16 protein-coding genes and 1 pseudogene are annotated in these 16,705 nt (G+C 59.6%); 12 read left to right on the top strand and 5 right to left on the bottom strand.

The features are described from left to right. The first annotated feature begins 4 nt into the window (after positions 1–4). The 3 genes from kdpC to kdpE are packed head-to-tail and all read left to right on the top strand — an operon-like array spanning position 5 to position 3,942. Positions 5–580, top strand: a complete 576-nt coding sequence (gene kdpC / locus ABLU73_RS21500) for a potassium-transporting ATPase subunit KdpC (protein ID WP_004885963.1) — start codon at positions 5–7, stop codon at positions 578–580. Then, positions 581–3,268 (top strand): two-component system sensor histidine kinase KdpD, encoded by a 2,688-nt coding sequence (gene kdpD / locus ABLU73_RS21505; RefSeq protein ID WP_048294388.1) that lies wholly within the window; start codon positions 581–583, stop codon positions 3,266–3,268. It begins immediately after the preceding gene. Then, the gene (kdpE, locus tag ABLU73_RS21510; protein WP_002894776.1) at positions 3,265–3,942 is read left to right on the top strand and encodes a two-component system response regulator KdpE; all 678 of its coding nucleotides are present in this window, start codon (positions 3,265–3,267) and stop codon (positions 3,940–3,942) included. Before kdpD ends, kdpE begins: the two co-directional genes overlap by 4 nt. Here kdpE and ABLU73_RS21515 read toward each other — a convergent pair. Genes ABLU73_RS21515 through seqA form a run of 3 tightly spaced genes read right to left on the bottom strand, consistent with a single transcriptional unit; the run spans position 3,924 to position 6,637 of the window. Beyond that, complete coding sequence (locus ABLU73_RS21515; RefSeq protein WP_004885958.1) at positions 3,924–4,361, bottom strand: hypothetical protein; 438 nt, start codon at positions 4,359–4,361, stop codon at positions 3,924–3,926. The genes kdpE and ABLU73_RS21515 overlap by 19 nt on opposite strands. A gap of 54 nt (positions 4,362–4,415) precedes the next feature. Further along, the gene (pgm, locus tag ABLU73_RS21520; protein ID WP_002894773.1) at positions 4,416–6,056 is read right to left on the bottom strand and encodes a phosphoglucomutase (alpha-D-glucose-1,6-bisphosphate-dependent); all 1,641 of its coding nucleotides are present in this window, start codon (positions 6,054–6,056) and stop codon (positions 4,416–4,418) included. A gap of 32 nt (positions 6,057–6,088) precedes the next feature. Next, positions 6,089–6,637 carry a replication initiation negative regulator SeqA gene (seqA, locus tag ABLU73_RS21525; RefSeq protein ID WP_004885956.1) on the bottom strand — a complete coding sequence of 183 codons (549 nt, stop codon included), beginning with the start codon at positions 6,635–6,637 and terminating at the stop codon, positions 6,089–6,091. Between the two features lie 183 nt (positions 6,638–6,820). Between seqA and ybfF the strand changes: the two genes are divergently transcribed. The 8 genes from ybfF to ABLU73_RS21565 all read left to right on the top strand — a co-directional run bounded on the left by ybfF (position 6,821) and on the right by ABLU73_RS21565 (position 14,479). Beyond that, complete coding sequence (ybfF, locus tag ABLU73_RS21530; RefSeq protein WP_048294387.1) at positions 6,821–7,594, top strand: esterase; 774 nt, start codon at positions 6,821–6,823, stop codon at positions 7,592–7,594. A 133-nt stretch (positions 7,595–7,727) separates the two neighbouring features. Next, positions 7,728–8,021 (top strand): LexA regulated protein, encoded by a 294-nt coding sequence (gene ybfE, locus ABLU73_RS21535; RefSeq protein WP_004885954.1) that lies wholly within the window; start codon positions 7,728–7,730, stop codon positions 8,019–8,021. Positions 8,022–8,172: 151 nt separating this feature from the next. Further along, positions 8,173–8,703 carry a flavodoxin FldA gene (gene fldA / locus ABLU73_RS21540; RefSeq protein ID WP_002894765.1) on the top strand — a complete coding sequence of 177 codons (531 nt, stop codon included), beginning with the start codon at positions 8,173–8,175 and terminating at the stop codon, positions 8,701–8,703. Between the two features lie 291 nt (positions 8,704–8,994). Then, positions 8,995–9,447 (top strand): ferric iron uptake transcriptional regulator, encoded by a 453-nt coding sequence (gene fur, locus ABLU73_RS21545; RefSeq protein WP_004885952.1) that lies wholly within the window; start codon positions 8,995–8,997, stop codon positions 9,445–9,447. Between the two features lie 127 nt (positions 9,448–9,574). Next, positions 9,575–10,501: a tricarballylate utilization LysR family transcriptional regulator TcuR gene (gene tcuR, locus ABLU73_RS21550; protein WP_004885949.1), complete on the top strand. Its 927-nt coding sequence runs from the start codon at positions 9,575–9,577 to the stop codon at positions 10,499–10,501. A gap of 97 nt (positions 10,502–10,598) precedes the next feature. After that, complete coding sequence (gene tcuA, locus ABLU73_RS21555) at positions 10,599–12,002, top strand: FAD-dependent tricarballylate dehydrogenase TcuA (protein ID WP_017901423.1); 1,404 nt, start codon at positions 10,599–10,601, stop codon at positions 12,000–12,002. Continuing rightward, positions 11,989–13,128 (top strand): tricarballylate utilization 4Fe-4S protein TcuB, encoded by a 1,140-nt coding sequence (gene tcuB, locus ABLU73_RS21560; protein WP_004885947.1) that lies wholly within the window; start codon positions 11,989–11,991, stop codon positions 13,126–13,128. Before tcuA ends, tcuB begins: the two co-directional genes overlap by 14 nt. A 55-nt stretch (positions 13,129–13,183) precedes the next feature. Beyond that, the gene (locus ABLU73_RS21565; RefSeq protein WP_004885943.1) at positions 13,184–14,479 is read left to right on the top strand and encodes an MFS transporter; all 1,296 of its coding nucleotides are present in this window, start codon (positions 13,184–13,186) and stop codon (positions 14,477–14,479) included. 51 nt (positions 14,480–14,530) lie between these two features. Here ABLU73_RS21565 and chiQ read toward each other — a convergent pair whose 3' ends face one another. Together chiQ and chiP are read right to left on the bottom strand one after the other, a co-directional pair. Then, complete coding sequence (gene chiQ / locus ABLU73_RS21570; RefSeq protein ID WP_023319976.1) at positions 14,531–14,863, bottom strand: ChiQ/YbfN family lipoprotein; 333 nt, start codon at positions 14,861–14,863, stop codon at positions 14,531–14,533. Between the two features lie 47 nt (positions 14,864–14,910). Continuing rightward, positions 14,911–16,314 (bottom strand): chitoporin, encoded by a 1,404-nt coding sequence (chiP, locus tag ABLU73_RS21575; RefSeq protein WP_017901425.1) that lies wholly within the window; start codon positions 16,312–16,314, stop codon positions 14,911–14,913. Positions 16,315–16,387: 73 nt separating this feature from the next. Here chiP and ABLU73_RS21580 point away from each other — a divergent pair. Continuing rightward, positions 16,388–16,696: pseudogene (locus ABLU73_RS21580) on the top strand (methionine synthase). The last annotated feature ends 9 nt before the right edge of the window (positions 16,697–16,705 follow it).

The raw sequence follows: 16,705 nt of genomic DNA on the forward strand, positions 1-16,705 counted from the left end.
AACTATGTCATTGATTCGTCCAGCACTTGTGCTATTTATTCTGTTAACCCTGCTCACCGGCGGCGTTTATCCTCTGCTGACCACCAGCCTGGGGCAGTGGTGGTTTAACTCACAGGCCAACGGCTCGCTGATCCGCATGAACGGCGAGGTGCGCGGCTCGGCGCTGATTGGCCAGAACTTTACCGCCGCAGGCTATTTCCAGGGTCGCCCGTCAGCCACCGCGGAGACAGCGGATAACCCGATGGCCTCTGGCGGCAGCAACCTCGCCGCCAGCAACCCGGCGCTGGATAAGGCGGTGAGCGAGCGGGTGCAGGCCCTGCGCGCCGCAAACCCGGATGCCGACCCGCGTGTGCCGGTCGAACTGGTCACCACCTCGGCGAGCGGTCTCGATAACAACCTGACCCCGGCCGCCGCGCTGTGGCAGGCGCCGCGGGTGGCCAAAGCGCGCCAGCTGAGCGTCGACCAGGTGACCGCGCTGGTTAACCAGGCCACACAAAAGCCGCTGCTGAGCTTCCTTGGCCAGCCGGTGGTCAATATACTGCAACTCAATATGGCGCTGGATGCCCTGAAGGATAAGTAAATGAGTGACGAGCCGCTGCGTCCGGACCCTGACCGCCTGCTGCAGCACACCGCCGCCCCGCATCGCGGCAAACTAAAAGTGTTCTTCGGCGCCTGCGCCGGGGTGGGGAAAACCTGGGCGATGCTGGCGGAAGCGCAGCGGCTCCGGGCGCAGGGGTTGGATATTCTGATTGGCGTGGCGGAGACCCACGGCCGGAAAGAGACCGCCGCGATGCTGCAGGGCCTGAGCACCCTGCCGCCGCGGCGGCTCGCCCACCGCGGGCGCTACGTGTATGAGTTCGATCTCGACGCCGCCCTCGCCCGCCGTCCGGCGCTGATTCTGGTGGATGAGCTGGCGCACAGTAATGCCCCCGGCTCCCGCCATCCAAAGCGCTGGCAGGATGTGGACGAACTGCTGGAGGCAGGGATTGACGTCTTCACCACCGTTAACGTCCAGCATCTGGAAAGTCTGAATGACGTCGTCAGCGGGATCACCGGCGTGCAGGTGCGAGAGACCGTCCCCGATCCCTTCTTTGACGCCGCGGACGACGTGGTGCTGGTGGATCTGCCCCCTGACGATCTGCGCCAGCGGCTCAATGAGGGCAAAGTCTATATCGGTGGCCAGGCCGAGCGCGCTATCGAGAACTTTTTCCGCAAAGGGAACCTGATTGCGCTGCGTGAACTGGCCCTGCGCCGCACCGCCGATCGCGTCGATGAGCAGATGCGCGCCTGGCGCGACCGCCAGGGCCAGGAGAAAGTCTGGCACACCCGCGACGCGATCCTGCTCTGTATCGGGCACAACACCGGCAGCGAAAAGCTGGTGCGTACCGCCGCACGGCTCGCCGCCCGTCTGGGCAGCGTCTGGCATGCGGTGTATGTCGAGACCCCTTCCCTGCACCGCCTGCCGGAAGCCCGGCGACGGGCCATCCTCGCCGCGCTGCGTCTGGCCCAGGAGCTGGGCGCCGAAACCGCCACCCTCTCCGACCCGTCAGAAGAGAAAGCGGTTCTCCATTACGCCCGCGAACACAACCTTGGGAAAATTGTCATCGGCCGCCAGAGCAAGCGCCGCTGGTGGGATCGTAGCGGTTTTGCCGACCGTCTGGCTCGCCACGCGCCGGACCTCGATCTGGTGGTCATCGCCCTGGATGAAAAACCCTTCCCCTTTCCGGTGCGCGCCAGCGACAGTCGTCCGGCGCTGGAGAAATGGCGCCTGCAGCTGCAGGGCTGCGCGGTGGCGGTGGCGCTGTGCGCCATCATTACCCTGGTGGCCATGCAGTGGCTGATGGCCTTCGAAGCCGCTAACCTGGTGATGCTCTATCTGCTGGGGGTGGTGATCATCGCTCTGCTCTACGGCCGCTGGCCGTCGGTCCTGGCGACGGTGATTAACGTTATCAGCTTCGATCTCTTTTTTGTCGCCCCGCGCGGCACGCTGGCGGTGTCCGATGTCCAGTATCTGCTCACCTTCGGCGTGATGCTCACCGTGGGCCTGCTTATCGGTAACCTCACCGCCGGCGTGCGCTACCAGGCGCGGGTGGCGCGCTACCGCGAGCGGCGTACCCGCCATCTGTATGAGATGTCCAAAGCGCTGGCGGTGGGTCGTAGCCAGCAGGATATCGCCACCACCAGCGAGCGGTTTATCGCCTCCACCTTTCAGGCCCGCAGCCAGCTGCTGCTCCCGGACGCCCAGGGGAAACTGCTGCCCTTAACCCACCAGCCCGGGTTGACGCCGTGGGATGATGCCATCGCCCGCTGGAGCTTTGATAAGGGTCAACCCGCCGGCGCCGGCACCGATACCCTGCCCGGCGTGCCGTATCAGATCCTGCCCCTGAAGAGCGCCGCCCGCACCTGGGGCCTGCTGGTGGTGGAGCCGGCGAATCTGCGCCAGCTGATGATCCCGGAGCAGCAGCGGCTGCTGGAGACCTTCACCCTGTTGGTGGCCAGCGCCCTGGAGCGTCTCACCTTGACCGCCAGCGAAGAGCAGGCCCGACTAACCAGCGAGCGCGAAAGCCTGCGTAACTCGCTGCTCGCCGCCCTCTCGCACGATCTGCGTACCCCGCTGACCGTGCTGTTTGGCCAGGCGGAAATCCTGACCCTCGATCTGGCCAGCGAGGGCTCGAAGCATGCCCCGCAGGCCAACGAAATCCGCCAGCATGTGCTCAACACCACCCGGCTGGTGAACAACCTGCTGGATATGGCGCGGATCCAGTCCGGCGGTTTTAATCTGCACAAGGAGTGGCTGACGCTGGAGGAGGTGGTCGGCAGCGCGCTGCGCATGCTCGAACCGAGCCTCGGCGGCCAGCACGTTCAACTGGATTTACCCGATCCGCTGCAGCTGGTGCATGTTGACGGGCCGCTGTTCGAGCGGGTGCTGATTAATCTGCTGGAGAATGCCCATAAGTATGCCGGCGCCCGGGCGGACATCGGTATTCGCGCCGAAGCGGACGCCCGGCAGCTGTCGCTGGAAGTATGGGATAATGGTCCAGGGATCCCGGCGGGCCAGGAACAGGCTATCTTTGATAAATTCGCCCGCGGCAACAAAGAATCGGCGATCCCCGGCGTCGGGCTGGGCCTTGCCATCTGTCAGGCCATCGTCGACGTCCACGGCGGGACCATCTCCGCCAGCAACCGGCCAGAGGGCGGCGCCTCATTCCGTGTTACACTGCCGGGAGAAACGCCCCCTGAACTGGAAGAGCTATCTGAGGAATTGTGATTAACGTTCTGATTATCGAAGACGAACACGCTATCCGTCGCTTTCTGCGCACCGCGCTGGAAGCCGACGGCATGCGCGTATTTGAAGCGGAAACCCTGCAGCGCGGGCTGATCGAAGCCGCCACCCGTAAGCCCGACCTCGCGATCCTCGATCTCGGCCTGCCGGATGGTGACGGCATTGATTTTATTCGCGACCTGCGCCAGTGGAGTCAGATGCCGATTATCGTCCTGTCAGCGCGTAGCGAAGAGCATGACAAAATTGCCGCCCTGGATGCCGGCGCCGATGACTACTTAAGTAAACCCTTTGGCATCGGCGAGCTGCAGGCCCGCCTGCGCGTCGCGCTGCGTCGCCACGGCGCGGCGCAGGCCGACGAGCCGGTGGTGCGCTTCGCCGACCTGGAGGTCAATATCCCCGCCCGCCGCATCCTGCGCGGCAGCGAAGAGATCCACCTGACGCCCATCGAGTTTCGCCTGCTGGCGGCGCTATTGAATAATCCCGGCAAAGTGCTTACCCAGCGCCAGCTGCTGAATCAAGTGTGGGGCCCTAACGCCGTGGAGCACAGCCATTATCTGCGGATCTATATGGGTCACCTGCGGCAAAAGCTGGAGGCCGATCCGGCGCGCCCTCAGCATCTGCTGACCGAAACCGGGATTGGCTATCGCTTTATGCCCTGAGCCCCGCCTCTGCAGTACCAGAGGCTGGTGATTTTCAGCCCTTCAGAGAGCAGCAGGAAGCCTGCCAGGATCGCTAAATGCCTGACGCCGGCGGCCTGAATCAGCCACAGACCCAAAGAAAGCGAAGGCTGCATAAACACCAGCCTGAGCGGCGCCTGCCCCCAGGCCAGCCACAGCCCATAGCGGCTCTGACGGAAAAAGAGGATCATCGACAACGGGATGCTGATAATCAGCAGCACATTTAGCGGATAGAGCCAGACCGCCGCAGAGCCCCAGGTGTGCAGCAGCTGGAGATAAGCCAGCAGGTCGTCGTAAAAAGGGAGTCGGCGGTGGGCAATATTCCACCATAAGAATTGCAGGACGAAAAAGAGATCCATCCACGCCCAGAACAAAAACAGGGACTTCCGTTGTATTTTCATCGCTATCCTTGCGAAAAAAATCAGGCCCGCAAGGGGCCTGATGATCGTGCGCCGTTAAGCGTTCTTCAGCACTTCACTGACAATCTCTACCGCTTCTTTTTCAATCAGCTTGCGATGTTCTTCGCCGAGGAAGCTTTCGCAGTAGATCTTGTAGGCGTCTTCGGTGCCTGACGGGCGTGCCGCAAACCAGCCGTTGTCGGTCATCACTTTCAGGCCGCCAATCGCCGCCCCGTTGCCCGGCGCCGCGGTCAGACGAGCGGTGATCGGATCCCCTGCCAGGGTGTCAGCGCTGACCATTTCCGGTGACAGCTTAGACAGCGCCGCTTTCTGCGCGGAGGTCGCGGAAGCCTGCAGACGGTTGTAGCTCGGCGCGCCGAAGCGTTCCGCCAGCTCGTTATAGTGCTCCTGCGGGTTTTTCCCGGTCACTGCGGTGATTTCCGCCGCCAGCAGGCACATGATGATGCCGTCTTTATCGGTGGACCACGGCGTGCCGTCGAAGCGCAGGAAGGAGGCCCCGGCGCTCTCTTCGCCGCCGAAGCCGAAGCTGCCGTCGAACAGGCCGTCAACGAACCACTTAAAGCCCACCGGCACTTCCACCAGCTTGCGGCCCAGATCGTTCACCACGCGGTCAATCATCGCCGAGGAGACCAGGGTTTTACCGACCGCCACCTCTTTACCCCACTGCGGACGATGCTGGAACAGGTAGTTAATCGCCACCGCCAGGTAGTGGTTCGGATTCATCAGCCCGGCAGGGGTGACAATCCCGTGACGGTCGTAATCCGGGTCATTGGCAAATGCCAGATCGAACTTATCGCGCAGCGCCAGCAGGCCCGCCATCGCACATTCCGAGGAGCAGTCCATGCGGATGGCGCCGTCTTTATCGAGGTGCATAAAGCGGAAGGTCTGGTCCACCTGGTCGTTCACAATGGTCAGATTGAGCTTGTAGTGCTCGCCAATGCGCTTCCAGTATTCGATACCGGAACCGCCCAGCGGATCGACGCCCAGCGTCAGGCCCGCTTTCTGGATCGCCGCCATGTCGACGATGTCCGCCAGGCCTTCAATGAACGGCTGCACCAGATCCTGCTCTTTGACGTGGCCGGAAGCCAGCGCCGCGTCCAGAGAAATGCGTTTCACACCCTGCAGGCCAGCGGCCAGCAGTTCGTTGGCACGGTTTTCCACCACTTTGGTGACGTTGGTATCAGCCGGACCGCCGTTTGGCGGGTTGTACTTGATACCGCCATCTTCCGGCGGGTTGTGTGACGGGGTGATCACAATGCCGTCCGCCAGCGGACCGCCTTTTTTGTTATGCACCAGAATCGCGTTGGAGACCGCCGGCGTCGGGGTGAAGCCGTTGTTTTCCTGAACGATAACGTCAACGCCGTTGGCGGTTAACACTTCCAGCACCGAAATAAACGCCGGCTCGGACAGGGCGTGGGTATCTTTACCGACATAGCACGGACCGGTGATCCCGTTCTTCGCACGATCTTCCGCAATAGCCTGGGCGATGGCCAGGATATGCGGTTCGTTGAAGTTGTGACGCGCCGCGCTGCCGCGATGGCCGGAGGTGCCGAATTTGACCGCATGCTCCGCATTACCGACTTCAGGCTTCAGCACGTAGTACTGAGCAGTCAGTTGGGCGACGTTAATCAAATCACTCTGTTGCGCAGGCTGCCCCGCACGTTTATCGATTGCCATTGCCTGATCCTTCTGGTGCAAATGTTAAAAAGCTAGATCGTGCCGCAAACCTTTTCAATCAGCTCCGCAGGGAACTGCATCGACTGCATGATGTGCTCAATCATGCTGCATTTACGGCCGGTATTGGTATTGGTGATCACCCACCACGGTGTACCAGGAACCTGTTTCGGTTTGGTCTGATTACCGCTTTTCAGCAGCGTACGCGCATCTTCCGCGAAGTAAACGCGCGTGCGGCCGTGCAGAGACTCAGTGGCCTCGGCAAATGCTTTACTGTCCAGGGAATAGAGGGTGGTCAACACCAGCATAAAACGGTTCACCGCGCGCTTCTGCTCGGCGTATTCATCAGATAACAGCATCTCGCGCATGGCGCGGACTTTATCTTTCACCGGGTTAGCGGTTTTCACCTCAGCGGCAGGCGTGGGCGCCAGCGTCGGCGCGGCTTTGCTGACCGGTGTAGCCGGTTGGGAAACGGCGGAAAATTTCAGCATACGCCGTAAAATGTCGGATGCGCTCTCGCCGATATGCAGAGTGTGGCTGGCAATATAGCGGTAGAGTTCATCATCAACTTCAATTGTTTTCATCTTAATCCAGTGCGATATCTTTTCTGAATACAAATCGTTGGGATTATAAGTACAAATCCCAACCGCGGATAGCGTCAAACCAGGATGGCGGTAAAACTCAGAAAACTTCTGGGTCTTGCAGCCGGATGGCAGAATGTCCAACATAATACCCTAACCCGACGGAGCGAAAAAAAGAACTTTGCCATGAAATTAAATAGCCGAGCGCAATCTGCACAGAATCCGCACAACCACTCCCCGATCGTGCTGGTCCATGGTCTGTTTGGCAGCCAGGACAACCTGGGCATCCTCGCCCGCGACCTGATCGCCGACCACGATATTCTGCAGGTCGATATGCGCAACCACGGTTTGTCGCCGCGGTCGCCAGAGATGACCTACCCCGCGATGGCGCAGGATCTGCTCGACACGCTCGATGCACATCAGATTGAACGGGCCACCTTTATCGGCCATTCGATGGGCGGCAAAGCGGTGATGGCGTTGACCGCCCTGGCCCCGGAGCGCATCAGCGGTCTGGTGGCTATTGATATCGCGCCGGTGGATTATCACGTTCGCCGCCATGATGAGATCTTCGCCGCTATCCGCGCCGTCAGCGAATCCGCCGCCAGCACTCGCCAGCAGGCGGCGCAGGTGATGCGCGAGCATCTGCAGGAAGAGGGCGTGATTCAGTTCCTGTTGAAATCTTTCGTCGACGGCGACTGGCGCTTCAACGTCCCGGTGCTGTGGGACCAGTACCCGCATATCGTCGGCTGGGAAACCATCCCGGCCTGGCCGCACCCAACGCAGTTTATTCCCGGCGGCAACTCCCCCTATGTGACCGACGCCTACCGCGACGCGCTGCTGGCCCAGTTCCCGCAGGCTCGGGCCCACGTCATTGCCGGCGCCGGACATTGGGTCCATGCCGAGAAACCCGAGGCGGTGTTGCGCGCGATCCGCCGCTATCTGACGAGCATAGCCGCCTGATTGGCTAAAATATGCCCGACCGCGCCGCAGAATGCCCGCGGTCGTTGGCGCAGCCGTTCGCCTGATGTATGATGGCGCGCTATCTGCGCCGGCTAGAGCCCGGCAGCTTGTTTCCCCGAAGTCACTCAGAATCATGGCAAAAGAACAAACGGACCGTACGACATTAGATTTGTTCGCAAACGAGCGTCGCCCGGGAAGACCGAAAACCAATCCGCTGTCGCGCGATGAACAACTGCGCATCAACAAACGTAATCAGCTGAAACGCGATAAAGTGCGCGGGCTGAAGCGCGTGGAGCTAAAGCTCAACGCCGACGCGGTCGATGCGCTTAACGAACTGGCGGAAGCGCGTAATATGAGCCGCAGCGATCTCATTGAAGAGATGCTGATGACGCAATTAACCGCCCTGCGCAGCCAGGGAAAACTCTAACTTTCCGCGAAAAATCCGCATTCATGTAGCAGAGTGTGCAGTCGGGCGTGATTGCTGTTTCCGCGCCCTTGCCTGTTCTGCTATGATTGCCGTTATCTGTGGGCATCGCGTCCCTACCACATCATTTAAGTTTCAAGAGGTTATTTTACTCATGGCAATCATCGGCATCTTTTTTGGCAGCGACACCGGCAACACCGAAAATATTGCAAAAATGATTCAAAAGCAGCTTGGTAAAGATGTTGCTGATGTTCACGACATTGCCAAAAGCAGCAAAGAAGATCTGGAAGCCCACGACATCCTGCTGCTCGGCATCCCGACCTGGTACTACGGTGAAGCGCAGTGTGACTGGGACGACTTCTTCCCGACGCTGGAAGAGATCGACTTTAACGGCAAACTGGTGGCGCTGTTCGGCTGCGGCGACCAGGAAGACTACGCAGAGTACTTCTGCGATGCGCTGGGCACCATCCGCGACATCATTGAGCCGCGCGGCGCGACCATCGTTGGCCACTGGCCGACTGCCGGCTATCACTTCGAGGCCTCTAAAGGCCTGGCGGATGACGACCACTTCGTCGGCCTCGCCATTGATGAAGACCGCCAGCCGGAGCTGACCAACGAGCGCGTTGAGAAGTGGGTGAAGCAGGTGGCCGAAGAGCTGCACCTCGAAGAAATCAAAAACGCCTGATGATTAAGCGGCGCAATCATTGAGTTGCGTCGCATTAATAGACAAAAGCAATCAAACTAATAGCTACAAGTTTTTAACTTTTAATCACATATCTGTACAATGTCCTCTGATTCTACGAGGCACGTGACGCAGTTTGTAGCTGGTGCCTCGTTTTTGACAGCAAACCAGGCCCGATACTTGCAGTTTTCATTTACCAGTGGCAGTTCTATAATGAGACGCATTACGTCGGGTTAATTTCTGTATGACTTCCGTTGAAGGAAGTAGATCGTTTAGCAACAGGACAGATTCCGCATGACTGACAACAATACCGCATTAAAGAAGGCTGGCCTGAAAGTCACACTTCCTCGACTGAAAATCCTTGAAGTGCTGCAGGAACCGGATAACCATCATGTCAGTGCGGAAGACTTATATAAACGCCTGATCGACATGGGCGAAGAGATTGGTCTGGCGACCGTTTACCGCGTCCTCAACCAGTTTGATGACGCCGGTATCGTGACTCGTCATAATTTTGAAGGCGGTAAATCCGTTTTCGAACTGACTCAGCAGCATCACCACGATCACCTGATCTGCCTCGACTGCGGCAAAGTGATCGAATTCAGTGATGACTCTATCGAAGCACGCCAGCGTGAAATCGCGTCCCGTCACGGCATCCGCCTGACCAACCACAGTCTGTATCTGTACGGTCACTGTGCGGAAGGTGATTGCCGCGAGGACGAACACGCCCACGACGCGGTGGAAAAGTAATTCCCCGCTTCGCCTGCTCTGAAAAGCCAACCTGCCGGTTGGCTTTTTTATGGGCGCTTCTGCCGCGCTTCCCGCTCACGTCCCGGTGGCGCCCCTCGCGAGTCCCCGCTTTGTCCGGAGAGTTGATATGGAACTTCGCCAGCTACGCTATTTTACGCGCATTGTTGAAACCGGCAGCATGGGCCGCGCCGCGCTCGATCTGAATATCGGCGTCTCGGCGCTCAGCCAGCAGATCGCGCGTCTGGAAAATGAGCTGGCCATTCGCCTCCTGCAGCGGACCTCCCGCGGCGTGACGCCCACCAGCGCGGGCCTCGCTTTCTACTCACAGGCGCAGCTGGCGCTGCGTCATGCCGATGATGCCATCCTCGCCGCCCGCGAGGCGCGGCTGTCGGGCCACGTCAGCGTCGGCATGGCCCCCAGTACCGCCTCCGTTCTTGGCGTTCCGTTCATCAACGCGATGCGCGAGAGCTACCCCGACGTCCGCCTGCACCTGGTGGAAAGCCTCTCCGGGAATCTGGAGCGGATGATCAACACCCGCCAGCTGGATTTAGCCATCGTCTTCCAGCAGGAGAAGATCCTGCGCTGGAGCGCCAGACCGGTGCTCGAAGAGCGCCTGTTCCTGATTGGCACCCATGCGCTGTTGGCCTCGCTGCCGGATGACCCTGTTTCCCCTGACCAGCTCACCACCCTGCCGCTGATTATGCCAAGCCAGGGCCACGGCCTGCGCGGCAGGCTGGAGGCGGTTTGCCAGCAGCACAACCTCAGCGTTGAGGTGGTGGCGGACATTGACGGTCTGGCCCTGCTGATGCAGGCCGTGCGCAGCGGGCTGGGCGCCACCCTGCAGCCCGGGGCCGCCATTTCCCATCTCGACCATCAGGCGCTGAGGGTGATCGGCATCGCTAATCCGGTCCTCAGCCGCCCCAACTTTCTGGTCAGCCTGTCGGATGATGAGCTCACCCCGGCAGGCCTTGCGGCAAGGGTAATACTGAGCAAAGTCATGCGCCAGCTGGTGGAGTCCGATCGCTGGCCAGGTGCTACCCTTTACGTTAACTAAACCCCTCTTTAGCGCTACGCCATAGCGCCCTGCCGCCGTTACCGCCTACATTCCCATTACAAATTTAACAATTAATTAAATTACAAGGGAACCGATAATGGTGGATGTACTGGTCATTGGCGGCGGCAATGCCGCGCTATGCGCCGCCTTAACCGCCCGGGAAGCCGGCGCCTCGGTGCTGCTGCTGGAGGCGGCGCCGCGGGAGTGGCGAGGCGGCAACTCGCAGCACACGCGTAACCTGCGCTGTATGCACGATGCGCCACAGGATGTGCTGGTCGACAGCTACCCGGAAGAGGAGTACTGGCAGGATCTGCTGCGCGTCACCGAAGGGAACACCAACGAAGCGCTGGCCCGGCTGGTGATCCGCACCTCATCCCAGTGCCGGGACTGGATGCGCCAGCACGGGGTTAACTTTCAGCCGCCGCTCTCCGGCGCCCTGCACGTGGCCCGCACCAACGCCTTTTTTATGGGCGGCGGCAAAGCGCTGGTCAATGCCTATTACCGCAGCGCAGAGCAAATGGGGGTGCAGATCCGCTACAACACGCCGGTACAGGCCCTGGAACTGCGCAACGGTGAATTTGTCGCCGCGCTGGCGGGCGAGGAACGGATTGTCGCGAAAAGCTGCGTTCTCGCCGCCGGCGGATTTGAATCCAACCGCGAGTGGCTGCGCGAGGCCTGGGGGCAAAATGACCGCGGCGAATGGCCCGCCGATAACTTTCTCATACGCGGCACGCGCTTCAACCAGGGGGTGCTGCTCAAGTTTATGATCGACGCCGGGGCCGATATCATCGGCGATCCTTCTCAGTCCCACTGCGTCGCCATTGACGCCCGGGCGCCGCTCTATGACGGCGGGATCTGCACCCGCGTCGACTGCGTTTCGCTGGGGGTGGTGGTCAACCGCGATGCCGTGCGCTTTTATGATGAAGGGGAAGATTTCTGGCCTAAACGCTACGCCATCTGGGGCCGACTGGTCGCCCACCAGCCCGGCCAGATCGGCTACTCGATCATCGACAGCAAAGCCATCGGCCACTTTATGCCCCCGGTCTTTCCCGGCGCTCAGGCCAATACCATCGCGGAACTGGCCCGCCAGCTGGGGCTTGACGGCGAACGCTTAGCGCAAACCATCGCCGACTATAATGCCGCCTGCGCGCCGGGCCAGTTCGATCACACCCGCCTGGATAACTGCGCGACCTCTGGCCTCACCCCGGCGAAAACTCACTGGGCGCGCCCCATCGATACGCCGCCTTACTACGGCTACGCCCTGCGTCCGGGGATCACCTTCACCTACCTCGGGCTCTACGTCGACGACACCGCCGCCGTCCATTTCGCCGGTCAACCCAGCCGTAATCTGTTCGTCGCCGGGGAAATGATGGCTGGCAACGTGCTGGGCAAGGGCTACACCGCCGGCGTTGGGATGTCGATCGGCACCACCTTCGGCCGTATCGCCGGCCAGCAAGCCGCCCGGGCGGCGCAGCAGGAGAAACACCATGAAGTCGCTTGAAAAGCTGATCATTGACGCGCAGATCATCACCGAACCGGAAGCGGAAGTCGAACGGGTGATGCAGGTGTGTAACGCCTGCCGCTACTGCGAAGGGTTTTGCGCCGTGTTCCCGGCGATGACCCAGCGCCTGGCCTTTGGCAAGGCGGATATCAACTATCTGGCTAACCTGTGCCATAACTGCGGCGCTTGCCTGCACGCCTGCCAGTACGCGCCACCGCACGAGTTCGCCATTAACGTGCCGAAGGCGATGGCCGAAGTCCGGCTCGAGACCTATCAACACTACGCCCAGCCCGCCGCCTTTGGCAGCCTGTACCGCCGGGCCGGCATGACCACCGTGCTGGCGCTGGTCGGCGGCCTGATTATCTTTCTGCTGCTGGCGATGGGGCTCAAAGGCTCGCTGCTTCATCCGCCGCTGGCGGGCGACTTCTACCAGATATTCCCCCATAACCTGCTGGCGTGGATGTTTGGCTCGGTCTTTGTGCTGGCGATTGGCTTACTGATGACCGGGGTGATCCGCTTCTGGCGCGAGATCTCCCCTGGCCAGCCGCAACCGATTGATATCGCGAAGGCATCCCATGATGCGCTGACGCTGAAATATCTCGACGGCGGGCACGGGAAAGGCTGCAACGAAGCCGATGACGCCTTCACCCTGCTGCGCCGCCGATTCCACCACTGCACCTTCTACGGTTTTATGCTCTGCTTCGCCGCCACCGTGGTGGCCACGGGCTATCACTATATCGCCGGCCGGGAAGCCCCCTACCCGTTCTTCAGCCTGCCGGTGCTGCTCGGCACCCTCGGCGGCATCGGCCTGCTGGTCGGCCCGGCGGGCCTGCTGTGGCTGAACCTGCGCCGCTCGCCGCTGCACGGCGACGCGCGGCAGAAGCCGATGGATCGCGGATTTATTCTGCTGCTGCTGCTGACCAGCTTCACTGGCCTGGCGCTGTTGGCGGGGCGGGATACCTCGTGGATGGGCATCCTGCTCGCCATCCACCTCGGGGTGGTGATGGCCCTGTTCTTAACCCTGCCGTATGGAAAATTCGCCCACGGATTTTATCGCTGTGCGGCGTTACTCAAGTGGGCGATTGAGAAACGCCGCGGAAAACAGGTGGGCGTCGCCGGCGACTGACCTACCCCCTCTGCACCCGATAACAACAAGATAAAGACAATGGAGAGCACCCGCTATGACCCAACAACCCACCCGCGCCGGCACCGTCGGCGCTATCCTCCGCGTGACCAGCGGTAATTTTCTCGAACAGTTCGACTTCTTCCTGTTTGGCTTTTACGCCACCTATATCGCCCGCACCTTCTTTCCGGCGGAGAGCGAGTTCGCAGCTCTGATGCTCACCTTTGCGGTATTTGGTTCGGGCTTCCTGATGCGTCCCATCGGCGCGGTGGTGCTCGGCGCCTATATCGACAGAATCGGTCGCCGCAAAGGGCTGATGGTTACCCTGGCGATCATGGGCTGTGGGACGCTACTTATCGCCCTGGTCCCTGGCTATCAGACTATCGGTGTGCTGGCGCCGATCCTCGTATTAGTGGGCCGTCTGCTGCAGGGGTTCTCGGCGGGCGTCGAGCTTGGCGGAGTGTCGGTCTATCTCTCTGAAATCGCCACACCGGGCAATAAAGGCTTCTATACCAGCTGGCAGTCCGCCAGCCAGCAGGTGGCTATCATCATGGCGGCGCTGATCGGCTATGCGCTGAACGCCACGCTGGAACATGAGGAGATCGCCGCCTGGGGCTGGCGCATCCCCTTCTTTATTGGCTGCCTGATCATTCCGCTGATTTTCGTGCTGCGCCGCTCGCTGCAGGAAACCGAGGAATTCCTGCAGCGTAAACATCGCCCGGATACCAAAGAGATCCTGACCACCATCGCCAGGAACTGGCGCATTATTACCGCGGGGACCCTGCTGGTGGCGATGACCACCACCACGTTTTACTTTATTACCGTCTATACGCCAACCTACGGCAGAGCGGTGCTGCACCTCAGCGCCCGCGACAGTTTGCTGGTAACCATGCTGGTGGGCATCTCCAACTTCATCTGGTTACCGATTGGCGGAGCCATCTCTGACCGGATCGGTCGTCGCCCGGTGCTGATGGGAATTACCGTGCTGGCGCTGCTCACCACCTGGCCGGTGATGCACTGGCTTACCGCCGCGCCGGATTTCACCCGTATGACGCTGGTCCTGCTGTGGTTTTCGTTCTTCTTTGGCATGTATAACGGCGCGATGGTGGCGGCCCTCACCGAAGTGATGCCGGTTTATGTCCGCACCGTGGGCTTTTCGTTGGCCTTCAGCCTCGCCACCGCCATTTTCGGCGGCCTGACGCCGGCTATCTCCACTGCCCTGGTCGAGCTTACCGGCGATAAAAGCGCGCCGGGATGGTGGCTAATGTGCGCTGCACTGTGCGGCTTCATTGCCACCGCGCTGCTGTTTGTGCGCCTGAGTCGCGGCTATCAGCCGGCGGAGAGTCAGCGCTAAAAAAGCAAACGGGCGGAGATATGCTCCGCCCGTTTGCCGCTGCCGTCTGGCTTAATGGGTCGAATTATTGCTGCGGATCTCTTTCCAGATCTGGTCGCAGCGCGCTTTTACCGCCTGATCGTTGCCGGTGCGGGTAGCCTGGATACACTGCTGATAATCCAGCACCCGGACGCTCTCCTGGTTAGCAAACTGCTGGTGCTGTTTATCCTCTTTCAGGACATTCAGTACGCTCTGGCAGGCTTCAATCTTGTCCGGATTGCCTTCCGCCGTATTAATACAAGCGCTATAGGCATCTTTCAGTTTGGTGTCTTCTTTCGGAGCCGGGGACGTGGTGCAGGCCACCAGAGCCGATGCCATCATGGCAATAAGCAGCATTTTTTTCATTGTCATTCTCCCAGAGGTGCGGCAGGCTCATGCCCGCCGCGCAGGCATTAGAAAATGGTGAACGGGGCGATAACCATGAACTTCACGTCGCGCTCATCCTGGAAGATGTTGCCGTAGCCGCCGCTCCAGCTCGGAATATCGGAATGGTTGTCGTACTGGGTAAAGTGCAGTTTAAACAGCGTGCCCTTCGCCCGGCCTTCCTGCACGGTATACATGGCATCGAGGCTATAGGCCGACTCTTTCAGGCGATAGTCAGGGTCATAGTACGCATCCGGAGAAGCCATTCTGCCAGGCTTCGCATCCCAGGCGTACACATAAGACGCGCCAAACGCCCAGCCCGGCATATCCCAGTTTTTCATGTCATACATCGCGCCGAAGAAGACCGCTTTTTCACCGTTGGCGTTGAAGTCGGAGCGGTTATCCCACCAGATATCGAGACGACCGTTGGAGGAGGCGTAGGTCGGGGTCATACGCTGCAGGAAGTAGCCCTGCTGGCCATCGGCCTTCACCCAGGTCCCTTCCAGACGCAGATCCAGCACATCCGCTACTTTATAGCCAAAGGTTAACGCCTGCAGCCATGCGGTGCCGTCATAGATGTCGTTGACCCCGCCGTTGCTGACCTTATCGCGAGTGCCGTAGAACTGGTAGCTGGTGCTCAACGGCGCGCCGGCGACGTCAAATTTGTAGCTGGCTTTAGCAAAGTACTGATCGATATAGCCCTGAGCCTGACCAAATGCCGCCTCCAGCACCAGGTCGTTTTTGAAATCATATTTGGCGCCGATGGAGTGGAGATAATCAACTTTGGTCTTCTTATCGTTCTGGTAGAAATCATCCATTTCGATATGCCATGGCGCTTTATACTCGTTCGTCCACATGTAGGAAAAACTTAACGCGCCCGCGGTGCCATAGTCGAAGTTGGCCCCGGCTTCCGCCCCCTGATAGGTCCCCGGCATGAAGCTCCAGTGCGGCGCCAGCAGGGTCTGACCGGTTGGCTGGATGTAGCCCGCGCGCGCCCACGCCGGACCGTATTTGAATTTCGCGGCGGCTTTATACAGGCTGATGCCGCTCTTATCGCCGGAGTAGTCTTCGTCATAGGCTTTGTTGCGCGACGAGAAGGCGATTTCGTTCGGGTGGCCGCTGTCGCCGTTCTCCGCCATTTCAATCGCGGTAAACGCCGCAATATCAAGGCCAAACATATCGGCGGCATAGCCGGACTGGAAGTCCAGGTTGGCGTTCCAGGTGGAGTGGGAAAGGTTGGTTTTGTATTTATCGCCGTCGGTCACATCTTTACGGTCACGCTCACGCTGCCAGTAATAGATACCGCCGGTTAAAGTAGAATCATCGATAAAGCCTGCTGCGCTGGCCTGCGGAATCACAACCCAGCCCGACATCGCGGTGACGGCGGCAATAGCCAGCGCCAGCGTACTACGTTTGCCACTAAACGTACGCATGTGCATATCCTCTTTGACGTTTTAAAAGGCGAAGACCAGAGGTCATTCGCTAAAAAATAAATAAAACTGCAAAATGTGGGGCGGCGAAAAAGGCCGCGAAACCACTGTAGATAGACTATTTTTCGTGACGCGAATTATCAATGTTTTTCGTGAGGCAAAGCTTAAGATTATGACAAAGCGCACATAATTTATGTCGTTTTGTTACAGTCTTATCTCTGATGATTTTGTCATGGAAGTCATTGCTAAATCAGGGAAAAATGCGAAGGCTGAAAGCGATTACATTGGTTTTTTATATGAGACAGGAAATATCAGAAGCGTTATTTATTTCCGGAGCGAAACAGAATTAATTCGCTTCGCGAAAATAAAAAGAGTAATTGGCTGATTCTGAAAC

The sequence above is a fragment of the Klebsiella sp. GG_Kp175 genome (genome assembly GCF_040062325.1).
GTDB lineage: Bacteria > Pseudomonadota > Gammaproteobacteria > Enterobacterales > Enterobacteriaceae > Klebsiella > Klebsiella quasipneumoniae.